Origin of the sequence: Phycobacter sedimenti, assembly GCF_038148855.1 — a bacterium.
GTDB lineage: Bacteria > Pseudomonadota > Alphaproteobacteria > Rhodobacterales > Rhodobacteraceae > Phycobacter > Phycobacter sedimenti.
Genome location: NZ_JBBVGR010000003.1, coordinates 377,848 through 392,713 on the forward strand (window position 1 = coordinate 377,848; position 14,866 = coordinate 392,713).

Here is a 14,866-nt window from a genome sequence, read left to right on the forward strand (position 1 = left end):
TGCTATCCGGCCGCCAAAAATCAGATCAGCGCCACTCCGGCTGCTTTCAGAGAGGTGAGGGCCGCGTCCAGAGACCCCTGCAGATCGATCCCACGGCATGCGGCAAGGTGGACCTGAACGTCGAACCCCAGCCGTGCCGCATCCAGCGCGGAGTAGGCCACACAGAAATCAGTGGCCAGGCCGACCAGGGCGAGTTTGGCAATCCCCCGGTCGCGCAAATAGCCCTCAAGCCCGGTCGGAGTGACCTTGTCATTTTCAAAAAAGGCAGAGTAGCTGTCCACCGCGGGACGGAAGCCCTTGCGGATTATCAAATCCCCGTCCTGCCGCAGATCCTTGTGGAAGGCGGCTCCCGATGTCCCCTGCACACAATGGTCCGGCCACAGAACCTGGGGACCATAGGGCATGTCGATCACGTCCATGGGTGCCTTTCCAGCATGGCTAGAGGCAAAGGAGGAGTGGCCCGCAGGGTGCCAGTCCTGCGTAAGGATGACCGCATCATAGTTTTCCATCATCGCATTGATCGGCGCCACGACCTCGTCTCCGTCAGGCACGGCAAGCGCACCTCCCGGACAGAAATCATTCTGCACATCAATCACGATCAAAGCTGCGGAATTGGTCAGCTGGGACATGAAACCCTCCTGTATTGCCGCACTACGGGTAAGGTGCGGCGCACAACCGGTCAATGCATGGTCGCCGCAACCGCCCCAAAGTCATCCATTGACGCTGCATCCAAGGCGCAGGGCCGGTTTTCGCCGCAACTTGTAGCGATCCATTCGCCCCGTCTTGCGGCAAATTCACACTCTGGTGTAAAGGCAAGGCATGTACACGATCGCTGCACTTTATCACTTCACCCGTTTTGCCGATCCATCTGCCTTGAAGGGGCCGCTGCTTGAGCTCTGCATCGCGCAGGATGTCAAAGGCTCCCTGCTGCTGGCCCGTGAAGGCATCAACGGCACGATTGCCGGCCCGCGCGCAGGGATTGACGCGGTGCTGGCCCATATTCGTGCCCTGCCCGGCTGCGCGGACCTGGAATGGAAAGAGGCCTCCAGCAAGGAGGCCCCGTTTGGCCGCATGAAAGTCCGTCTCAAGAAAGAGATCGTGACCATGGGCCAACCGGACGTGGACCCGAAAGCGCGTGTCGGCCACTATGTGGAGCCCGAGGACTGGAACGATCTGATCCGGTCGGATGACGTGGTGGTTATCGATACACGCAATGACTATGAGGTTGCCATCGGCACCTTTGAAGGAGCGATCGATCCCGAAACTGCCAGCTTCCGCGAATTTCCCGCATGGTGGGAAGAGAACAAGGACCGCTTTCACAACAAGCGCATTGCCATGTTCTGCACCGGCGGCATCCGCTGTGAGAAATCGACGAATTACCTGTTGGGACAAGGCGTGCCTGAGGTCTATCACCTCAAGGGCGGGATCCTGCGATACCTGGAAGAAGTACCCGAGGACCGAAGCACCTGGGAGGGGGACTGTTTTGTGTTCGACAACCGCGTGTCCGTTGGCCACGGGTTGAAAGAGGGACCGCACGAGCTGTGCCATGGCTGCAGGCGCCCGCTGTTACCACAGGACCGGGAGCGGCCCGAATACGAAGCGGGCGTGTCTTGTCATCAGTGCATCAACGAAACCAGCGAGGCGGACAAGGCCCGGTTCCGCGAGCGCCAGAAGCAGATGCAACTGGCCCGTGCACGCGGCGAAGAGCATCTTGGAACGATTGCCCTTTGAGATGGACACCTGCGCACCTGCCGCGCGGGTGGGCGATTGGCGCAACCGGCTTCCAGAGAACCACCATAGGTGGAATTTGGTCTTGCATTTGGCTGTCTTATTTTTCATTTTGATGAAGTGAGCGACATACGAATTTCGGCGAACAGTGCATTTCACTGCAAGAATGCCGGTATGAGCGCATTTTGCGCTGTTGAATTTTGAAAATCCTTGGGAAGGGGTGACATCCATGGTCGAAGGTGCGACCGAACTGCAGAATCGCCCCGACGAGGCCGCAAACATACGGCTGGGAAAAGTCTCTATTCCGAGCCTGTTCAGAGACCTCCCGGAAGCCGTGATCGTGGCAGATGAAAACCGGCACATCGTTTGGGCAAATAATTCGGCCCTGGTGATGTTCGGCTACACGATTGATCAGTTGATCGGTCAAAGCACCGTGCTCCTCTACCCGAACCAAAGCGCCTTCGAGAAAGCCGGTGAAGCGCATTTCAGCAATACCAACGACAGGACAGATCACAATTATGAGCGCGAATATGTTCGCTCGAACGGCAAGGTATTTCTGGGAGAGACAACAGGTGGCCCGATGCGGGACGCTCACGGAGCCGTATTGGGATATTTCGGAATAACCCGCGACATCTCCAAGACTCGGGCGGTCGAGCGCCTGATGAGTGAACTTTTCAAGGTATCGTCAGATCAGAGCCGCAGTACGGATGAAAAAATCCGGGCGATTCTGAAAATGGGTTGTGCACACTTTCAAACCGACTCCGGCCTTGTCAGTTGGGTGCGAGAGGACGACTACACGGTTCTATACAGCTATTCGGACATTGCTGAGATCGAGCGGGGCAGCAGATTCAAGATTGATGACTGCTGTTGTGCAAAAGTTCTGGCCGAAAATGGCCCCGTTGCCTGCAACTCCTCAAAGGACAACGGATGCGCACCGCACCCGTGTTACAGCCTGTTTGTTCTGGAAACCTATATTGGCGTTCCACTGATTGTGGATGGAGAACTGTTCGGAACCGTGAACTTCACTTCGCCCGAAACACGCCCGCCGTTTGAACCCGCGGACCTTGAGCTGATCAAGATGTTTGCGGCCTGGATTGCTCAACAGCTGAGCATCGAAAAGGAATTGAATCGCCTGGTGGATGTGGGTTGATCTCCGCTAGGGGCGATCAACCCACACGCCATGTCAGAAATCCAGGTTCTCGACGCTGAGTGCGTTCTTCTGGATGAACTCGCGCCGAGGTTCGACAACATCGCCCATCAGCTTGGTGAACAGATCATCTGCTTCGACCATGTCATCAACGCGCACCTGCAACAGAGTGCGGGCATCCGGGTCCAGGGTTGTTTCCCACAGCTGATCCGGGTTCATTTCACCAAGACCCTTGTAGCGCTGCAGCGACAGGCCCTTTTCGCCCTCTTCAAGGATCGCCTGCAACAGGCCCAGAGGCCCGTGGATGAGCTGGCTGCGGTCTTTGCGGACCAGAGTCGCCGTTTGCCCGTAGATCTCTTGCAGACTTTTGGTAAAGCTGCCGGTCTTGCGTGCCTCGCCAGAGCGCAGCATGGGGCCATCCAGCGTGCGTACCTCTTCGACGCCGCGCAGGATACGGGCCAGCCGAATGCCATGATCCTGGGTAATGCGACCCTGCCAGCCGCGCTCATATTCAAGCGCGATCAGATCCAGTCGCGCCGCGACCCTGTCCGCGACCCCTTGAAGGTCGGCATCCACCGCACCCGGCACAAAGGCGCCGGCAACCGCGGCCTGCTCCAGGATGTGCCGCGGGTAGTGTGTCGGGAAGGCATCCAGAACACGCTTGAGCTGGCGCGCCTCATCCACAACGCGGGTCAGATCCTGGCCGATGATCTCCTCACCAGTGCCCAGTTTCAAAGCCGCGCCCTCAACGCCCTGGTGGATCAGGTAATCGTCCAATGCTGCCTGATCCTTCAGATACACCTCGGACTTGCCCCGGGCCACTTTGTAAAGCGGCGGCTGCGCGATGTAGAGATAGCCACCCTCGATCAGTTCAGGCATCTGCCGGTAGAAGAACGTGAGCAGCAGTGTGCGGATATGCGCGCCGTCCACGTCCGCATCGGTCATGATGACGATCTTGTGGTAACGCAGTTTGGAAATGTCGAACTCGTCCCGACCAATGCCGGTCCCAAGTGCCATCACAAGGTTGCCGATCTCCTGGCTTCCCAGCATCCGGTCGAACCGCGCACGCTCCACGTTCAGAATCTTGCCGCGCAGGGGCAGGATGGCTTGCGTCATCCGGTCCCGCCCGGTCTGGGCCGACCCACCGGCCGAGTCCCCCTCGACGAGGAAGAGTTCGGTCTTGGTCGCATCCTTTTCCGAACAATCCTTCAGCTTGCCAGCAAGGAAGTTCACATCCATCGCCGTCTTGCGCCGGGTCAGCTCACGCGCCTTGCGTGCGGCCTCGCGGGCCAGCGCTGCTTCGATGATCTTCCCGACGATCTGCTTGGCTACATTGGGGTTTTCCTCGAACCACTCGGCCAGTTTTTCGTTCACGAGGCTTTCCACGACCGGACGCACCTCCGACGAGACCAGCTTGTCCTTGGTCTGGGATGAGAATTTCGGATCCGGCACCTTGACCGACAGAACGCAGGTCAGGCCCTCGCGTGCATCGTCCCCCGTGAAGGAGACCTTCTCTTTCTTCGCAATCCCCGAGGACTGCGCATAGTTGTTGATGGTCCGTGTCAGCGCACCGCGGAAGCCCGCCACATGGGTGCCGCCATCGCGCTGCGGGATGTTGTTGGTAAAGGGCAGCACGGTTTCGTGGTAGCTGTCGTTCCACCACATCGCCACCTCGACGCCGATGTCATCCTTTTCACCCACGATATAGATCGGCGCATCCATGACCGGGCTTTTGGATCGGTCGAGGTATTTCACGAACTCCTTGACGCCACCCTCGTAGAACAGCTCGGTCTCGAGCCGCTCAGCAGGGCGCTCATCGACCAGAATGATCCGCACGCCGGAATTCAGGAAGGCCAGTTCCCGCAAGCGTTTTTCAAGCGTCTCGAAAGAGTATTCAAGATTCGAGAAGGTGTTGGTCGAGGCCAGAAACCGCACCTCGGTGCCGGTGCGATCGCCGCAATCGCCCACGACCTCCAGGTGCTTGACCGTATCACCGCGTTCGAAGCGGGCGATATGCTCTTTGCCGTTCCGCCAGATACGCAGCTCCAGCCAGTCCGACAGGGCGTTCACCACGGAAACACCCACGCCGTGCAGACCACCCGAAACCTTGTAGGAGTTGCTGTCGAATTTGCCGCCCGCGTGTAGCTGGGTCATGATGACCTCAGCTGCAGAGACCCCCTCTTCGGCGTGGATATCGACCGGGATGCCGCGGCCATTGTCGCTGACTGAAACGCTGGAATCGGCATGAATTTTCACGGTTACGGCGTCGGCATGACCCGCGAGCGCCTCATCGATGCCGTTATCGACAACCTCATACACCATATGGTGCAGACCCGATCCATCGTCGGTATCCCCGATATACATGCCGGGGCGTTTGCGGACAGCCTCCAAGCCTTTGAGAACCTTGATGGAATCCGCACCATATTCGGTGGGGGCGTGCTCGTTTCCGGACATTCGCGCGTTCCTGTTTTTGCTTTCGGATTTTATACGCAGTCCAGGGGGGAATGTCACGCGCACGCACCCCTTTTTCTTGGGGTGATCAGGCTGCTTTTGCCCCCAAACCGGCGACTTTTTGCAGCCAGCCTTCGACCTTCCTGGCCCCGGCATCCGTTGCCGGCGCAAAAGAGGTAAAGCGAGTGGGTTTCACCCCCACAAAGCCGAGGATCTGGCGGCTGATGATCTTTTTGATCGCATTGCTGTACATAAGCCGCAGAAACAGCGGCGGCGTGTCCGAGGTCAGCAAAACGCGCGCCGTCTTGCCGGTCAGCATCGGAGCGGGAACGCCAAACATGTTCGGGTTGCGTGTGTCGAAAGTCCGCCCCGGCAAGAGCGCCCGGTCAAATATGCCCTTCAACTTGGCCGGAATTGCCCCCCACCATAGCGGCGTTGCGACCACCACGTGATCGGCCCACTCCAGATCCGAAAGAAAGGCCTCCAGGTCAGGCTCCAGCGGCTTGGGGTTGCTATAGCCGCCCTGCCCGTAATCCATGTCAAACTCCATGGCGGATATGTCATGATAGCGCACCTCGTGCCCCTTCGCCTTGGCCGAGGCCGCGTAAGTATCGCACAGGGATTTCGACAGGGAACTGTCGCCGGGGTGACCGTTCAGGATGATGATTTTCTTGGTGGACATTTTACACTTCCTACAACTAAATTGACCTTGGTCACTTTAATGACCCACAAAATGACCGCGGTCAATAATTAAATTGACCGAGGTCAAATATTTTTGAACGAGGACAGCACATGTCACGACAACCGCAGAAACGACGCCTCGAAACCCGTGCCAAACTGCTGGAGGTCACGGCGGAGCTGGTCGCCGCGCAAGGCTACAGCGCCCTGAAGGTCGAAGATGTCGTAACGGGCGCGGGCGTGGCCAAGGGAACGCTGTTTTCCCACTTCCGTGACAAGGACGGCCTCTTGGCAGTTCTGATTGGCGCCGAGGTGATGCGCTTCCTCGACGAGATGGAGGCGGCAGGCACCCCGGACAGCCGCGAAGCGCTGCTCCAGCGCCTTGCCCCCCTGCTCGACTATGTCGCGGGGGATCGGGTGATCTTTGACCTTCTGCTGCGCTATTCGGGCTCGACCGGCACGGAAACGGACGCGGTCATCACCGAAAGCTTTTACCGGCAGATCGGCATCTGGGCGGCATGGATCGCCGCGCTGCAAAAGACAGGAAAGGTGCGCAGCGATTGCCCCCCCGATTTTCTGGCAGAGGGGATACAGGCCTTCCTCAATCAGGTGATCGCCATCTGGTTCTGCATGTCCAGCCCGAACACCGCGACCCCGCTCGAGGCTTTACGCCCCTTCCTCGAGGCCTGGCTGGCACCGCCTGCCTGATCGCGCCGTCACGAGAAAGGAATGATCAGCCCGACACAGATCAGCAAGGCGCCAGAGACCGTGTTCACGCGCTTGAGCGCCTGAGCCGACGACAGGAGCGCCCGCACGCGGTGGACCAGCGCCGCCAGTACCAGATTGCCCAAAAGCGGCACCATGAAGGACAGCGTCACGATTGCAGCCACATCGACCGAAGTAAGTGCCGTAAGGTCAAAGAAGCCCGGCAGTAGCCCCATGTAGAAAAGGATCGCCTTGGGATTGCCGAGGATCACCGCGATGCCGGCCATGAAGCCGGCCCAGGTTCCGGGCCTCAGCAGCGCGCTGTTTTCCTGAATGCGCACACCTGCGTGACGGATCAGGGTGATCCCCATGAACAAGAACATCAGGCAGGCCATCCAGCGCAGGGCCGTCATGATCCCTGCGAACTCCGAGACCAGCCAGGACATCCCCGCCACCGCCACCAGCGGCCACAGGATGTCCCCGCACGCCACCCCCAGCGCCAGCGGCCATGCCGACTGGAATCCGCCGGAGATGGCCCGCGCCACCAGTGCAAGCCAAACCGGCCCCGGCGTCAGGAACAGCACAAAGAGCGCTCCGGCATAAAGGACAAGATCCCACGCTGACAGACTCATGATCGGTTCTCAATGATCGAGCCATCGCCCGTATCGGTAATTTCAAACATCTGGGCGCGGGCGCCCATCTCTGCAAAAAGCTCCGCCTCGGTGCCCGTCATCCAGGCCTGCGCACCAAGCGCACAGATCTCGTCATAAAGGGCAGCGCGGCGGGCCGCATCCAGATGGGCCGCGACCTCATCCAGCAGCACGATAGGCGGTGCCCCTTCGCGGGCTGCCAGCGCCCGGGCATTGGCCAAGATCAGCGAAACGAGCAGCGCCTTCTGCTCGCCGGTGGAACAATCGCGGGCCGGAACGCCCTTGGCGGCATAGGTGCCGATCAGATCGGTGCGATGGGGCCCGACCAAAGTGCGTCCCGCCGCCAGATCACGGAACCGGCTTTCGGCCAGCGCCTCACGCAGGTCACCCTCATTGTCCGGCATGCTGCCTTCGCTCTGGATCAGTTCCAGCTCGGCCACGGGAAAGGCGGTTTCAGCCTGTCCTTGCGCCTCTTGCAAAAGGGATACCGCCGCGACCCTGGCCGCATTGATCCTATGGCCTGTCTCGGCCATCTGCCGCTCCAGAACCTTGTACCAGGCCGGATCGCGGTTCTGATCCTTCAGCAGCCGATTGCGTTCGCGCATTGCCTTTTCAAAAACCAGAGTCGCCTCGGCATGGGAAGGCTCAAAGCTGAGAACGATCCGGTCCAGAAACCGGCGGCGCCCTTCGGCAGCTTCGATCCAGAGCCGGTCCATCGCGGGGATCAGCCAGACCATGCGGCAGATCTGCCCCAGCGCAATCTGGTTCGAGGCCTTGTTGTCAATCCGCACCTGCCGCGCATTGCCGCCTTCGGACCAGGTTTCCACCTCATAGGCCTGATCAGGCGCCTGCAGCACCGCCTTCAGTTTCCACCCCAGCGCCTCGGGGCGGCGCGTCATCTCGGCCGCGCTGGCGCGGCGCAGCCCCCGGCCGGGAGAGAACAGCGATACCGCCTCCAGGATGTTGGTCTTGCCCGCCCCATTCGGGCCGAACAGCGCCACGGGCCGCCCGTCCAAATGCATTTCCGCCCGCAGATGCGAGCGGAAATGGGACATGGTCAACTCTGTCAGGGCAAGCACTTAGGGCGCCCCTTTCCTGATGTGGACTGCGCCGATTGGCGAGGGCTCAGACGCGCATCGGCATGACGACATAGACGGCGCTTTCGTCGTTGCCTTCGCGCATCAACGTCGGATCGCCGGATGAGTTGAACATGAAGACGGCGTTCTCACGGTCCACTTGGCTGGCAATTTCCAAGAGATACTTGGCGTTGAAACCAATCTCGAGCCGCTCATCGCTGTAGGCCACGGCCAGTTCTTCCTCGGCGGCGCCGCTGTCAGGGGCGTTGACCGACAGGGTCAGGCGATCTTCTTCGAGCTGCAACTTGACCGCACGCGAGCGTTCCGAGGACACCGTCGCAACCCGGTCCACCGCCTTGGCGAATTCGGCCGCATCCACCTCCAGGCGGCGCGTGTTGCCCATGGGAATAACGCGGGTGTAATCGGGGAAGGTTCCGTCGATCACCTTGGAGGTCAGGGTGATATTCGGCGTGGCAAAGCGCACCTTGGTTTCCGAAACCGAAACCGCGATGTCCATCTCGTCATCATCGAGCAGCTTGCGCAGCTCGCCCACGGTCTTGCGCGGCACGATCACGCCGGGCATGTCCTCGGCGCCCATCGGCAGCGGCGCATCGATCCGCGCCAGACGGTGCCCGTCGGTCGCCACGCAGCGCAGCACCTTGCCGCCCTCGGAGCCGGTGGCCACATGCATGTAGACACCGTTCAGGTAATAGCGTGTCTCCTCAGTGGAGATTGCGAATTTCGACTTGTCGAACAGCCGCCGCAGCATGGCCGCATTTGCGGTGAAGTTCGAGTGATACTCGGACGAGGCCATCACAGGGAAATCCTCGCGCGGCAGGGTCGCCAACGAGAAGTTCGACCGCCCCGCTTCAACCGTCAGGCGGCCCGTGGCCGCATCGGCGGTCAGCGTGACCAGCGCGCCATCGGGCAGCTTGCGGACGATTTCATGCAGGGTGGTGGCGGCAACAGTGGTGGCACCGGCACGTTCAACCTGCGCGGCAGCCTTGTCGACCACCTCGATGTCAAGATCGGTGGCCCGAAACTGCGCAGTATCGCCCTCAGCCTCGATCAGCACGTTGGCCAGAATCGGAATGGTGTTGCGGCGCTCGACAACCGACTGCGCCTGGGCAACGGCCTTGAGAAGCGTGCCGCGTTCGATGCTGATCTTCATGTCCCTTGTCCTTTTTGTCTTGCCTCAGGCACTGGCCGGGACCAGCAAATTAGCGTGTTACCCCTGCCATACAAGGCTTTTTATCGAGTTCTCCAAGGGTTTGCAGGCAGCGTCAAGGGGCCTGTGGCCCCAGCGCCTCAGAACGGCGCCCAGCGTTGCCTGCAGACACCCAGAAAACCCGGATCGCCAGAAGAAAAAAGGCCCCGGTCATCCCGAGGCCCGTTGCTGGTTCAATGGTCGCGCCAGATCACGCTTCAAGCGCGCGGCGCAGCATCTCAACGTCTTCGGCGATCTGCCCATCCGTGGTTTTCAGCTCTTCGATCCGTTTGACGCCATGCATCACGGTTGTGTGGTCCCGACCGCCAAACCGGCGGCCAATCTCGGGCAGGGACCGGCTGGTCAGCTGTTTGCACAGATACATCGCCACCTGACGCGGACGTGCGTAAGAGCGCAAACGCTTTGGGCCGATAATATCGGACATGCGGATGTTGTAGTATTCCGAGACCTTGCGCTGGATCTCTTCGACGGTGATCTTGCGCTCCGAGGCGCGCAGCACATCGGCAAGGCAGTCCTGGGTCAGATCCATGTCGATCTCACGTCCCACGAGCGAGGCAAAGGCGAAAAGGCGGGTCAAGGCCCCTTCAAGAACACGAACGTTGGTCGAAATGCGGTGGGCCAGAAATTCGAGCACTCCATCGGCGATTTCCAGCTCCGGGTAGGTCGCCCGGTGCTGCTGAACCTTGGTCTGCAGAATACCAAGGCGCAGCTCGTAATCGGTGGGGTGCAGATCGACAACCAGACCACACTGCAGGCGCGATTTCACGCGGTCCTCAAGGTCCTTGATCTCACCCGGCGCGCGGTCGGCAGAGATGATGATCTGCTTGTTCTGATCCACCAAAGCGTTGAAGGTGTGGAAGAATTCTTCCTGGGTGGAGTCCTTGCCGGCGATGAATTGCACGTCATCCACCATCAGCACATCGACCGAGCGGAACAGGTGCTTGAAGTCCATCATCTTGCGCTCGCGCAGGGCCTGCACAAAACGGTACATGAACTGCTCTGCCGACAGATAAAGAACGTTCAGATGCGGATTCTGCTCTTTCAGCTCCCAGGCGATGGCGTGCATCAGGTGGGTCTTACCAAGGCCGACGCCGCCATATAGCACCAGCGGGTTGAAGGTCACGGGGCCGCCTTCGGCGACGCGCCGTGCGGCGGCATGAGCCAACTCGTTCGGCTTGCCCACAACAAAGCTGTCGAAGGTGAAACGCGGATCGAGCGGGGCGGCAGGAATCATATCCAGCCCGTCACGGGACGCAGCGGCGGCCACACTGGACAGGGCTTCAGCATCCTCATCCATGCGCGCCTCGGACGACAGTTCCGCAAAAGGCTCCGCAGCATGCTCGACCTGGCGCACGGGGCGCACGGGCGAATTCGCAGGCACCTTGAATGCCAGACGCTGCACGGGCTCTCCCGACAGGCTCAACTCATGCAGAATCAGATCCGCAAAGTTCTGGCTAACGTAGTTCCCCATGAAGTTCGTCGGCACATGGAATACCGCGACCCCCTCTTCGAGTGCGCTGAATTCAAGCGGCTCGATCCAGGTGGTGAAGTTGTTCTGACCGACCGTCTTGAGCAGTCTTTTTCTGAGCTGTCCCCATTTTTCTTCCGTCATGCTGCGCCTCACGCATCCCCAATAGCAGCGGCCCTTGTTCGACCTATCGTTTCATCATGCCCCCCTGTCCGGAGGCGCGTTCACACGCAGGGCCATCGGTGCGGGCCAGATAAACCGGCCGCAAAACCCGAAACGGGCGGCAGGGATCATGCACAATACAAAATCCTTCGACCGCCGCAAAAATGCGTTGAGTCGATATGCACCAATATCAAAACAGGACTTCGTGCAGATTGCGTCTGCACAGCTCGTGTATCGAAGCGCAGTGCCATTTGGCCTGCGTCCCGGTACACTACGAAATGATCTTAATGCCCGTTAAGATCATTGCGAGCAGCCTGTCCCCCAGCGAGTGAATCGCTGAATTAGTGGTAGCAATTTGTGAGGGCAAGCAGCAACGAAACTATGATGTTGACTCATGCTTTGGCCGCAAAGAATCTCTCGCACCTGCAGCACCGGCTCAGCTTGAGAGCAAAAGAAAGGCGCCGCGAAACGCGACGCCTGAAACAGAAGCCTGCCCAAGGGGCCGCTTCAATTCCATTTGGAATCAGCCCAGTGCTTTTACACGAGCGGCAAGGCGCGAGATTTTGCGCGATGCGGTGTTCTTGTGGTAGACGCCCTTGGTCACACCGCGCATCAGTTCCGGCTGAGCGACGCGCAGAGCTGCGGTTGCGGCTTCCTTGTCGCCGGATGCGATTGCTTCTTCGACTTTACGCAGGAAGGTGCGGATGCGCGAACGACGGGCTTTGTTAACGGCAAAGCGTTTCTCGTTCTGACGGGCGCGCTTTTTTGCCTGGGGCGAATTTGCCATGGTGTCTGACCTTTGTATCGGGTTCGTGTTGTTCAATAGGCGCAATGCCAGCCGGACCCGGATCAGTTCACCGGTGTGATTCTAGCCTAGGCGGGCTGCACGCGCATGTATGACGGCGGTCTATACAGAGATGGGCCATCCTTGGCAAGGCCAATGCAAAAGGCGCCCCTTTGCCACGAAAAAGGGCAGGTCCAGCCTGCCCTTCCCTATTCGATATGATCTCGCGTTGATTACTTGTCGCGGAACTGCGCTTCGCGCTTTTCCAGGAAGGCGGCCATGCCTTCCTTCTGATCTTCCGTCGCGAACATGGAGTGAAACACCCGGCGCTCGAACAGCATGCCTTCGCTCAGCGGCATCTCGTAAGAGCGGTTCACCGTTTCCTTGACGGCCATCGCGGTCAGGAGGGATTTCTCGGCGATTTTCTGCGCTGCGGCCATCGCCTCTTCCATCAGCTTCTTGGCCGGGACCACGCGTGACACCAGGCCCGCACGCTCCGCCTCTTCGGCAGTCATGAAACGGCCGGTAAGGTTCATGTCCATGGATTTGGATTTGCCCACAAAGCGCGTCAGACGCTGAGTCCCGCCGATCCCTGCGATGACACCCAGATTGATCTCGGGCTGGCCGAACTTGGCATTGTCACCCGCAATGATGAAATCGCACAGCATCGCCAGTTCGCAGCCACCGCCCAGCGCGTAGCCGGACACAGCCGCGATGATCGGCTTACGGATGGCTTCGATGCGGTCATTCACGAAAGCGAAGAGATTGGTCGAGAAGACCTCGGTGAAGGTCATCTCCGACATCTCCTTGATGTCGGCGCCCGCGGCAAAGGCCTTTTCCGAGCCGGTCAACACGATGCAGCGCACCTTGTCGCTGGCATCCGCCTCATCCAAGGCATCGCAGAGTTCGTTCAGCAGCTCTTGATTGAGCGCGTTCAACGCTTCGGGTCGGTTCAGCTTGATGAGGCAAACGTGGTCCTTCACTTCGACGTTGATCGTCTCATAGGCCATGGGTATCGCTTTCAGTTGTTCCGTTCAAAAACGAGTCATTATCACGAGACATATCTCGTTCAAGCTATCTTTGGCACTTGCCACAGTAGAAAGATGATCGTCCCGATTGGGTGATTCTCGCAATGGTTCCCTTGCAGCCCTCACGTCTGCACGGTTCTCCCTCGCGGCCATATGCATCGAAAGTATGCTGGAAATACCCAAGCTCTCCATTGGCTTGGCGAAAATCCTTGAGCGAGGATCCCCCTGCCCTGATGGCGTCTTCCAGAACCGTGCGAATGATCGGCACCAGCGCAGCCACGCGCGGCGCGGCAATCTGACCTGCCTTTCTTTTGGGCGAAATCCCGGCGCGGAACAAAGCCTCGCAGACGTAAATGTTACCAAGTCCAGCGATGATTCCCTGATCAAGTAATGCGGATTTCACCGGTGTATTGCGCCCCTTGAAGGCCGCAATCAGGTGCTCTTCGTGAAAGTCATTACCCAAAGGCTCCGGTCCCAGCACGGCCAGCAGTTTGTGCTGCTCGGCCGTCACCGTGTTCAAGAGGTCCATCGCCCCGAACCGGCGCGGATCGTTGAAGGTGATGCGGGCGCCATTGTCCATGTCCAGCACCACATGGTCATGCTTTTCCGCCTGCGGATGCTCATGCACGAACCGCCCCAGAGGATCACCCGAGACCGTCATGCGGCCTGACATGCCCAGATGAACAAGCAGCGTCTCGCCCGTGTCCAGATCCGCCAGGATGTATTTCGACCGCCGCCTCAGCCCATTCACACGCGCGCCGGTCAGCCGCTCGGCCATGCGGTCGGGGAAGGGCCAGCGCAGATCTGGTCGGTTCACCGCCGCCCGCGTGATCACCGCACCCTCCATCGCAGGTGCCAAACCTTGGCGCACCGTCTCGACCTCTGGCAATTCTGGCATTACATCGCTCCTGACACCCGATAGACGCATATTTGGCCCACGGGCCGCATTGTGCCCATCCCTCAGCGCCCTATAACTGGAGCGAAGCAAGGAAAACGGCAAGCCGCATGAACGATACGAACGATAGCACCACCCATTTCGGATTCGAAACCGTACCCGAAGGGGAAAAGGCAGGCCGCGTGCAGGGTGTGTTCAACTCTGTCGCCTCGAAATACGACGTGATGAACGATGTGATGAGCGTCGGCATCCACCGCATCTGGAAGGATGCGATGATGGACTGGCTGGCGCCGCGCCCCGGTCAGCGTCTGCTGGATGTGGCGGGCGGCACCGGCGATATTTCCTTCCGCTTCCTGAAACGCGCAGGCCATGGCCATTCCACCGTGCTGGACCTGACCCGGCCCATGCTGGAAGAGGGCCGCAAGAGGGCCGAGGCCGCGCAGATGGCCGACAGCCTCGACTGGGTTACAGGCGATGCCATGGCGCTGCCCTTCAAGGACAATACCTTTGATGTCTATACGATCTCCTTTGGCATTCGGAACGTCACCCGCCCGCAAAAGGCGCTGGAGGAAGCCTACCGCGTGCTGAAACCCGGTGGCCGCCTGATGGTGCTGGAGTTCTCGCAGCTTCCGAACGAGGGGATGCAGAAGCTCTATGACCTCTACAGCTTCAACGTGATCCCCCGCATGGGGAAACTGATCGCCAATGACTACGACAGTTACCAGTATCTGGTGGAATCGATCCGCAACTTCCCCGACCAGGAGACCTTTCTGCAGATGGTCAGGGACTCAGGCTTTGCCAATGCCAAGTACCGGAACCTGTCCATGGGCATCGCGGCGCTGCACTCCGGCTGGAAGATCTGAGCC

The 14,866-nt window shown here is 59.6% G+C and carries 14 protein-coding genes; 4 read left to right on the forward strand and 10 right to left on the reverse strand.

Annotated elements, in window-relative coordinates; genetic code table 11:
- Positions 1 to 20: 20 nt before the first annotated feature.
- The gene (pncA, locus tag AADA15_RS07480; protein ID WP_341640916.1) at positions 21 to 629 is read right to left on the reverse strand and encodes a bifunctional nicotinamidase/pyrazinamidase; all 609 of its coding nucleotides are present in this window, start codon (positions 627 to 629) and stop codon (positions 21 to 23) included.
- Between the two features lie 190 nt (positions 630 to 819).
- Here pncA and trhO point away from each other — a divergent pair, with 190 nt between their 5' ends.
- Both trhO and AADA15_RS07490 read left to right on the forward strand, forming a co-directional pair.
- Positions 820 to 1,731, forward strand: coding sequence for an oxygen-dependent tRNA uridine(34) hydroxylase TrhO (gene trhO, locus AADA15_RS07485; RefSeq protein WP_341640917.1), 912 nt, complete (start codon positions 820 to 822; stop codon positions 1,729 to 1,731).
- Positions 1,732 to 1,957: 226 nt separating this feature from the next.
- Entirely contained in the window at positions 1,958 to 2,878 is a 921-nt protein-coding gene (locus tag AADA15_RS07490) for a PAS domain S-box protein (RefSeq protein ID WP_341640918.1), read from the forward strand.
- A gap of 33 nt (positions 2,879 to 2,911) precedes the next feature.
- Here the strand turns inward: AADA15_RS07490 and gyrB are convergent, their stop codons facing one another.
- Positions 2,912 to 5,329 (reverse strand): DNA topoisomerase (ATP-hydrolyzing) subunit B, encoded by a 2,418-nt coding sequence (gyrB, locus tag AADA15_RS07495; protein ID WP_341640919.1) that lies wholly within the window; start codon positions 5,327 to 5,329, stop codon positions 2,912 to 2,914.
- A gap of 85 nt (positions 5,330 to 5,414) precedes the next feature.
- A complete protein-coding gene (locus AADA15_RS07500) occupies positions 5,415 to 6,008 on the reverse strand; it encodes an NAD(P)H-dependent oxidoreductase (protein ID WP_341640920.1) in 594 nt (197 codons plus the stop codon).
- Between the two features lie 110 nt (positions 6,009 to 6,118).
- Here AADA15_RS07500 and AADA15_RS07505 point away from each other — a divergent pair, with 110 nt between their 5' ends.
- Positions 6,119 to 6,712, forward strand: coding sequence for a TetR/AcrR family transcriptional regulator (locus tag AADA15_RS07505; RefSeq protein WP_341640921.1), 594 nt, complete (start codon positions 6,119 to 6,121; stop codon positions 6,710 to 6,712).
- An 8-nt stretch (positions 6,713 to 6,720) separates the two neighbouring features.
- On the opposite strand, the gene AADA15_RS07510 is transcribed toward AADA15_RS07505, so the two are convergent.
- The 7 genes from AADA15_RS07510 to mutM all read right to left on the reverse strand — a co-directional run bounded on the left by AADA15_RS07510 (position 6,721) and on the right by mutM (position 14,003).
- Complete coding sequence (locus tag AADA15_RS07510; protein ID WP_341640922.1) at positions 6,721 to 7,341, reverse strand: LysE family translocator; 621 nt, start codon at positions 7,339 to 7,341, stop codon at positions 6,721 to 6,723.
- Positions 7,338 to 8,438: a DNA replication/repair protein RecF gene (gene recF, locus AADA15_RS07515; protein WP_341640923.1), complete on the reverse strand. Its 1,101-nt coding sequence runs from the start codon at positions 8,436 to 8,438 to the stop codon at positions 7,338 to 7,340. The genes AADA15_RS07510 and recF overlap by 4 nt, the downstream gene beginning before the upstream one ends.
- 46 nt (positions 8,439 to 8,484) lie before the next feature.
- On the reverse strand, positions 8,485 to 9,606 hold the full coding sequence (gene dnaN, locus AADA15_RS07520) for a DNA polymerase III subunit beta (RefSeq protein WP_341640924.1): 1,122 nt from the start codon (positions 9,604 to 9,606) through the stop codon (positions 8,485 to 8,487).
- Positions 9,607 to 9,853: 247 nt separating this feature from the next.
- Positions 9,854 to 11,275, reverse strand: coding sequence for a chromosomal replication initiator protein DnaA (gene dnaA, locus AADA15_RS07525; RefSeq protein ID WP_341640925.1), 1,422 nt, complete (start codon positions 11,273 to 11,275; stop codon positions 9,854 to 9,856).
- Positions 11,276 to 11,816: 541 nt separating this feature from the next.
- Positions 11,817 to 12,080, reverse strand: a complete 264-nt coding sequence (gene rpsT / locus AADA15_RS07530; RefSeq protein WP_341640926.1) for a 30S ribosomal protein S20 — start codon at positions 12,078 to 12,080, stop codon at positions 11,817 to 11,819.
- A gap of 230 nt (positions 12,081 to 12,310) precedes the next feature.
- The gene (acuK, locus tag AADA15_RS07535; protein ID WP_341640927.1) at positions 12,311 to 13,087 is read right to left on the reverse strand and encodes an acryloyl-CoA hydratase; all 777 of its coding nucleotides are present in this window, start codon (positions 13,085 to 13,087) and stop codon (positions 12,311 to 12,313) included.
- Positions 13,088 to 13,151: 64 nt separating this feature from the next.
- Entirely contained in the window at positions 13,152 to 14,003 is an 852-nt protein-coding gene (gene mutM, locus AADA15_RS07540; RefSeq protein WP_341640928.1) for a bifunctional DNA-formamidopyrimidine glycosylase/DNA-(apurinic or apyrimidinic site) lyase, read from the reverse strand.
- A gap of 107 nt (positions 14,004 to 14,110) precedes the next feature.
- Here mutM and ubiE point away from each other — a divergent pair, with 107 nt between their 5' ends.
- A complete protein-coding gene (gene ubiE / locus AADA15_RS07545; RefSeq protein ID WP_341640929.1) occupies positions 14,111 to 14,863 on the forward strand; it encodes a bifunctional demethylmenaquinone methyltransferase/2-methoxy-6-polyprenyl-1,4-benzoquinol methylase UbiE in 753 nt (250 codons plus the stop codon).
- Positions 14,864 to 14,866: the final 3 nt, after the last annotated feature.

Bases quoted from the DNA above. Each gene is read 5' to 3' on its own strand.
- pncA (WP_341640916.1), bottom strand. From the start codon at position 629: ATGTCCCAGCTGACCAATTCCGCAGCTTTGATCGTGATTGATGTGCAG.
- trhO (WP_341640917.1), top strand. From the start codon at position 820: ATGTACACGATCGCTGCACTTTATCACTTCACCCGTTTTGCCGATCCA.
- AADA15_RS07490 (WP_341640918.1), top strand. From the start codon at position 1,958: ATGGTCGAAGGTGCGACCGAACTGCAGAATCGCCCCGACGAGGCCGCA.
- gyrB (WP_341640919.1), bottom strand. From the start codon at position 5,329: ATGTCCGGAAACGAGCACGCCCCCACCGAATATGGTGCGGATTCCATC.
- AADA15_RS07500 (WP_341640920.1), bottom strand. From the start codon at position 6,008: ATGTCCACCAAGAAAATCATCATCCTGAACGGTCACCCCGGCGACAGT.
- AADA15_RS07505 (WP_341640921.1), top strand. From the start codon at position 6,119: ATGTCACGACAACCGCAGAAACGACGCCTCGAAACCCGTGCCAAACTG.
- AADA15_RS07510 (WP_341640922.1), bottom strand. From the start codon at position 7,341: ATGAGTCTGTCAGCGTGGGATCTTGTCCTTTATGCCGGAGCGCTCTTT.
- dnaN (WP_341640924.1), bottom strand. From the start codon at position 9,606: ATGAAGATCAGCATCGAACGCGGCACGCTTCTCAAGGCCGTTGCCCAG.
- dnaA (WP_341640925.1), bottom strand. From the start codon at position 11,275: ATGACGGAAGAAAAATGGGGACAGCTCAGAAAAAGACTGCTCAAGACG.
- rpsT (WP_341640926.1), bottom strand. From the start codon at position 12,080: ATGGCAAATTCGCCCCAGGCAAAAAAGCGCGCCCGTCAGAACGAGAAA.
- acuK (WP_341640927.1), bottom strand. From the start codon at position 13,087: ATGGCCTATGAGACGATCAACGTCGAAGTGAAGGACCACGTTTGCCTC.
- mutM (WP_341640928.1), bottom strand. From the start codon at position 14,003: ATGCCAGAATTGCCAGAGGTCGAGACGGTGCGCCAAGGTTTGGCACCT.
- ubiE (WP_341640929.1), top strand. From the start codon at position 14,111: ATGAACGATACGAACGATAGCACCACCCATTTCGGATTCGAAACCGTA.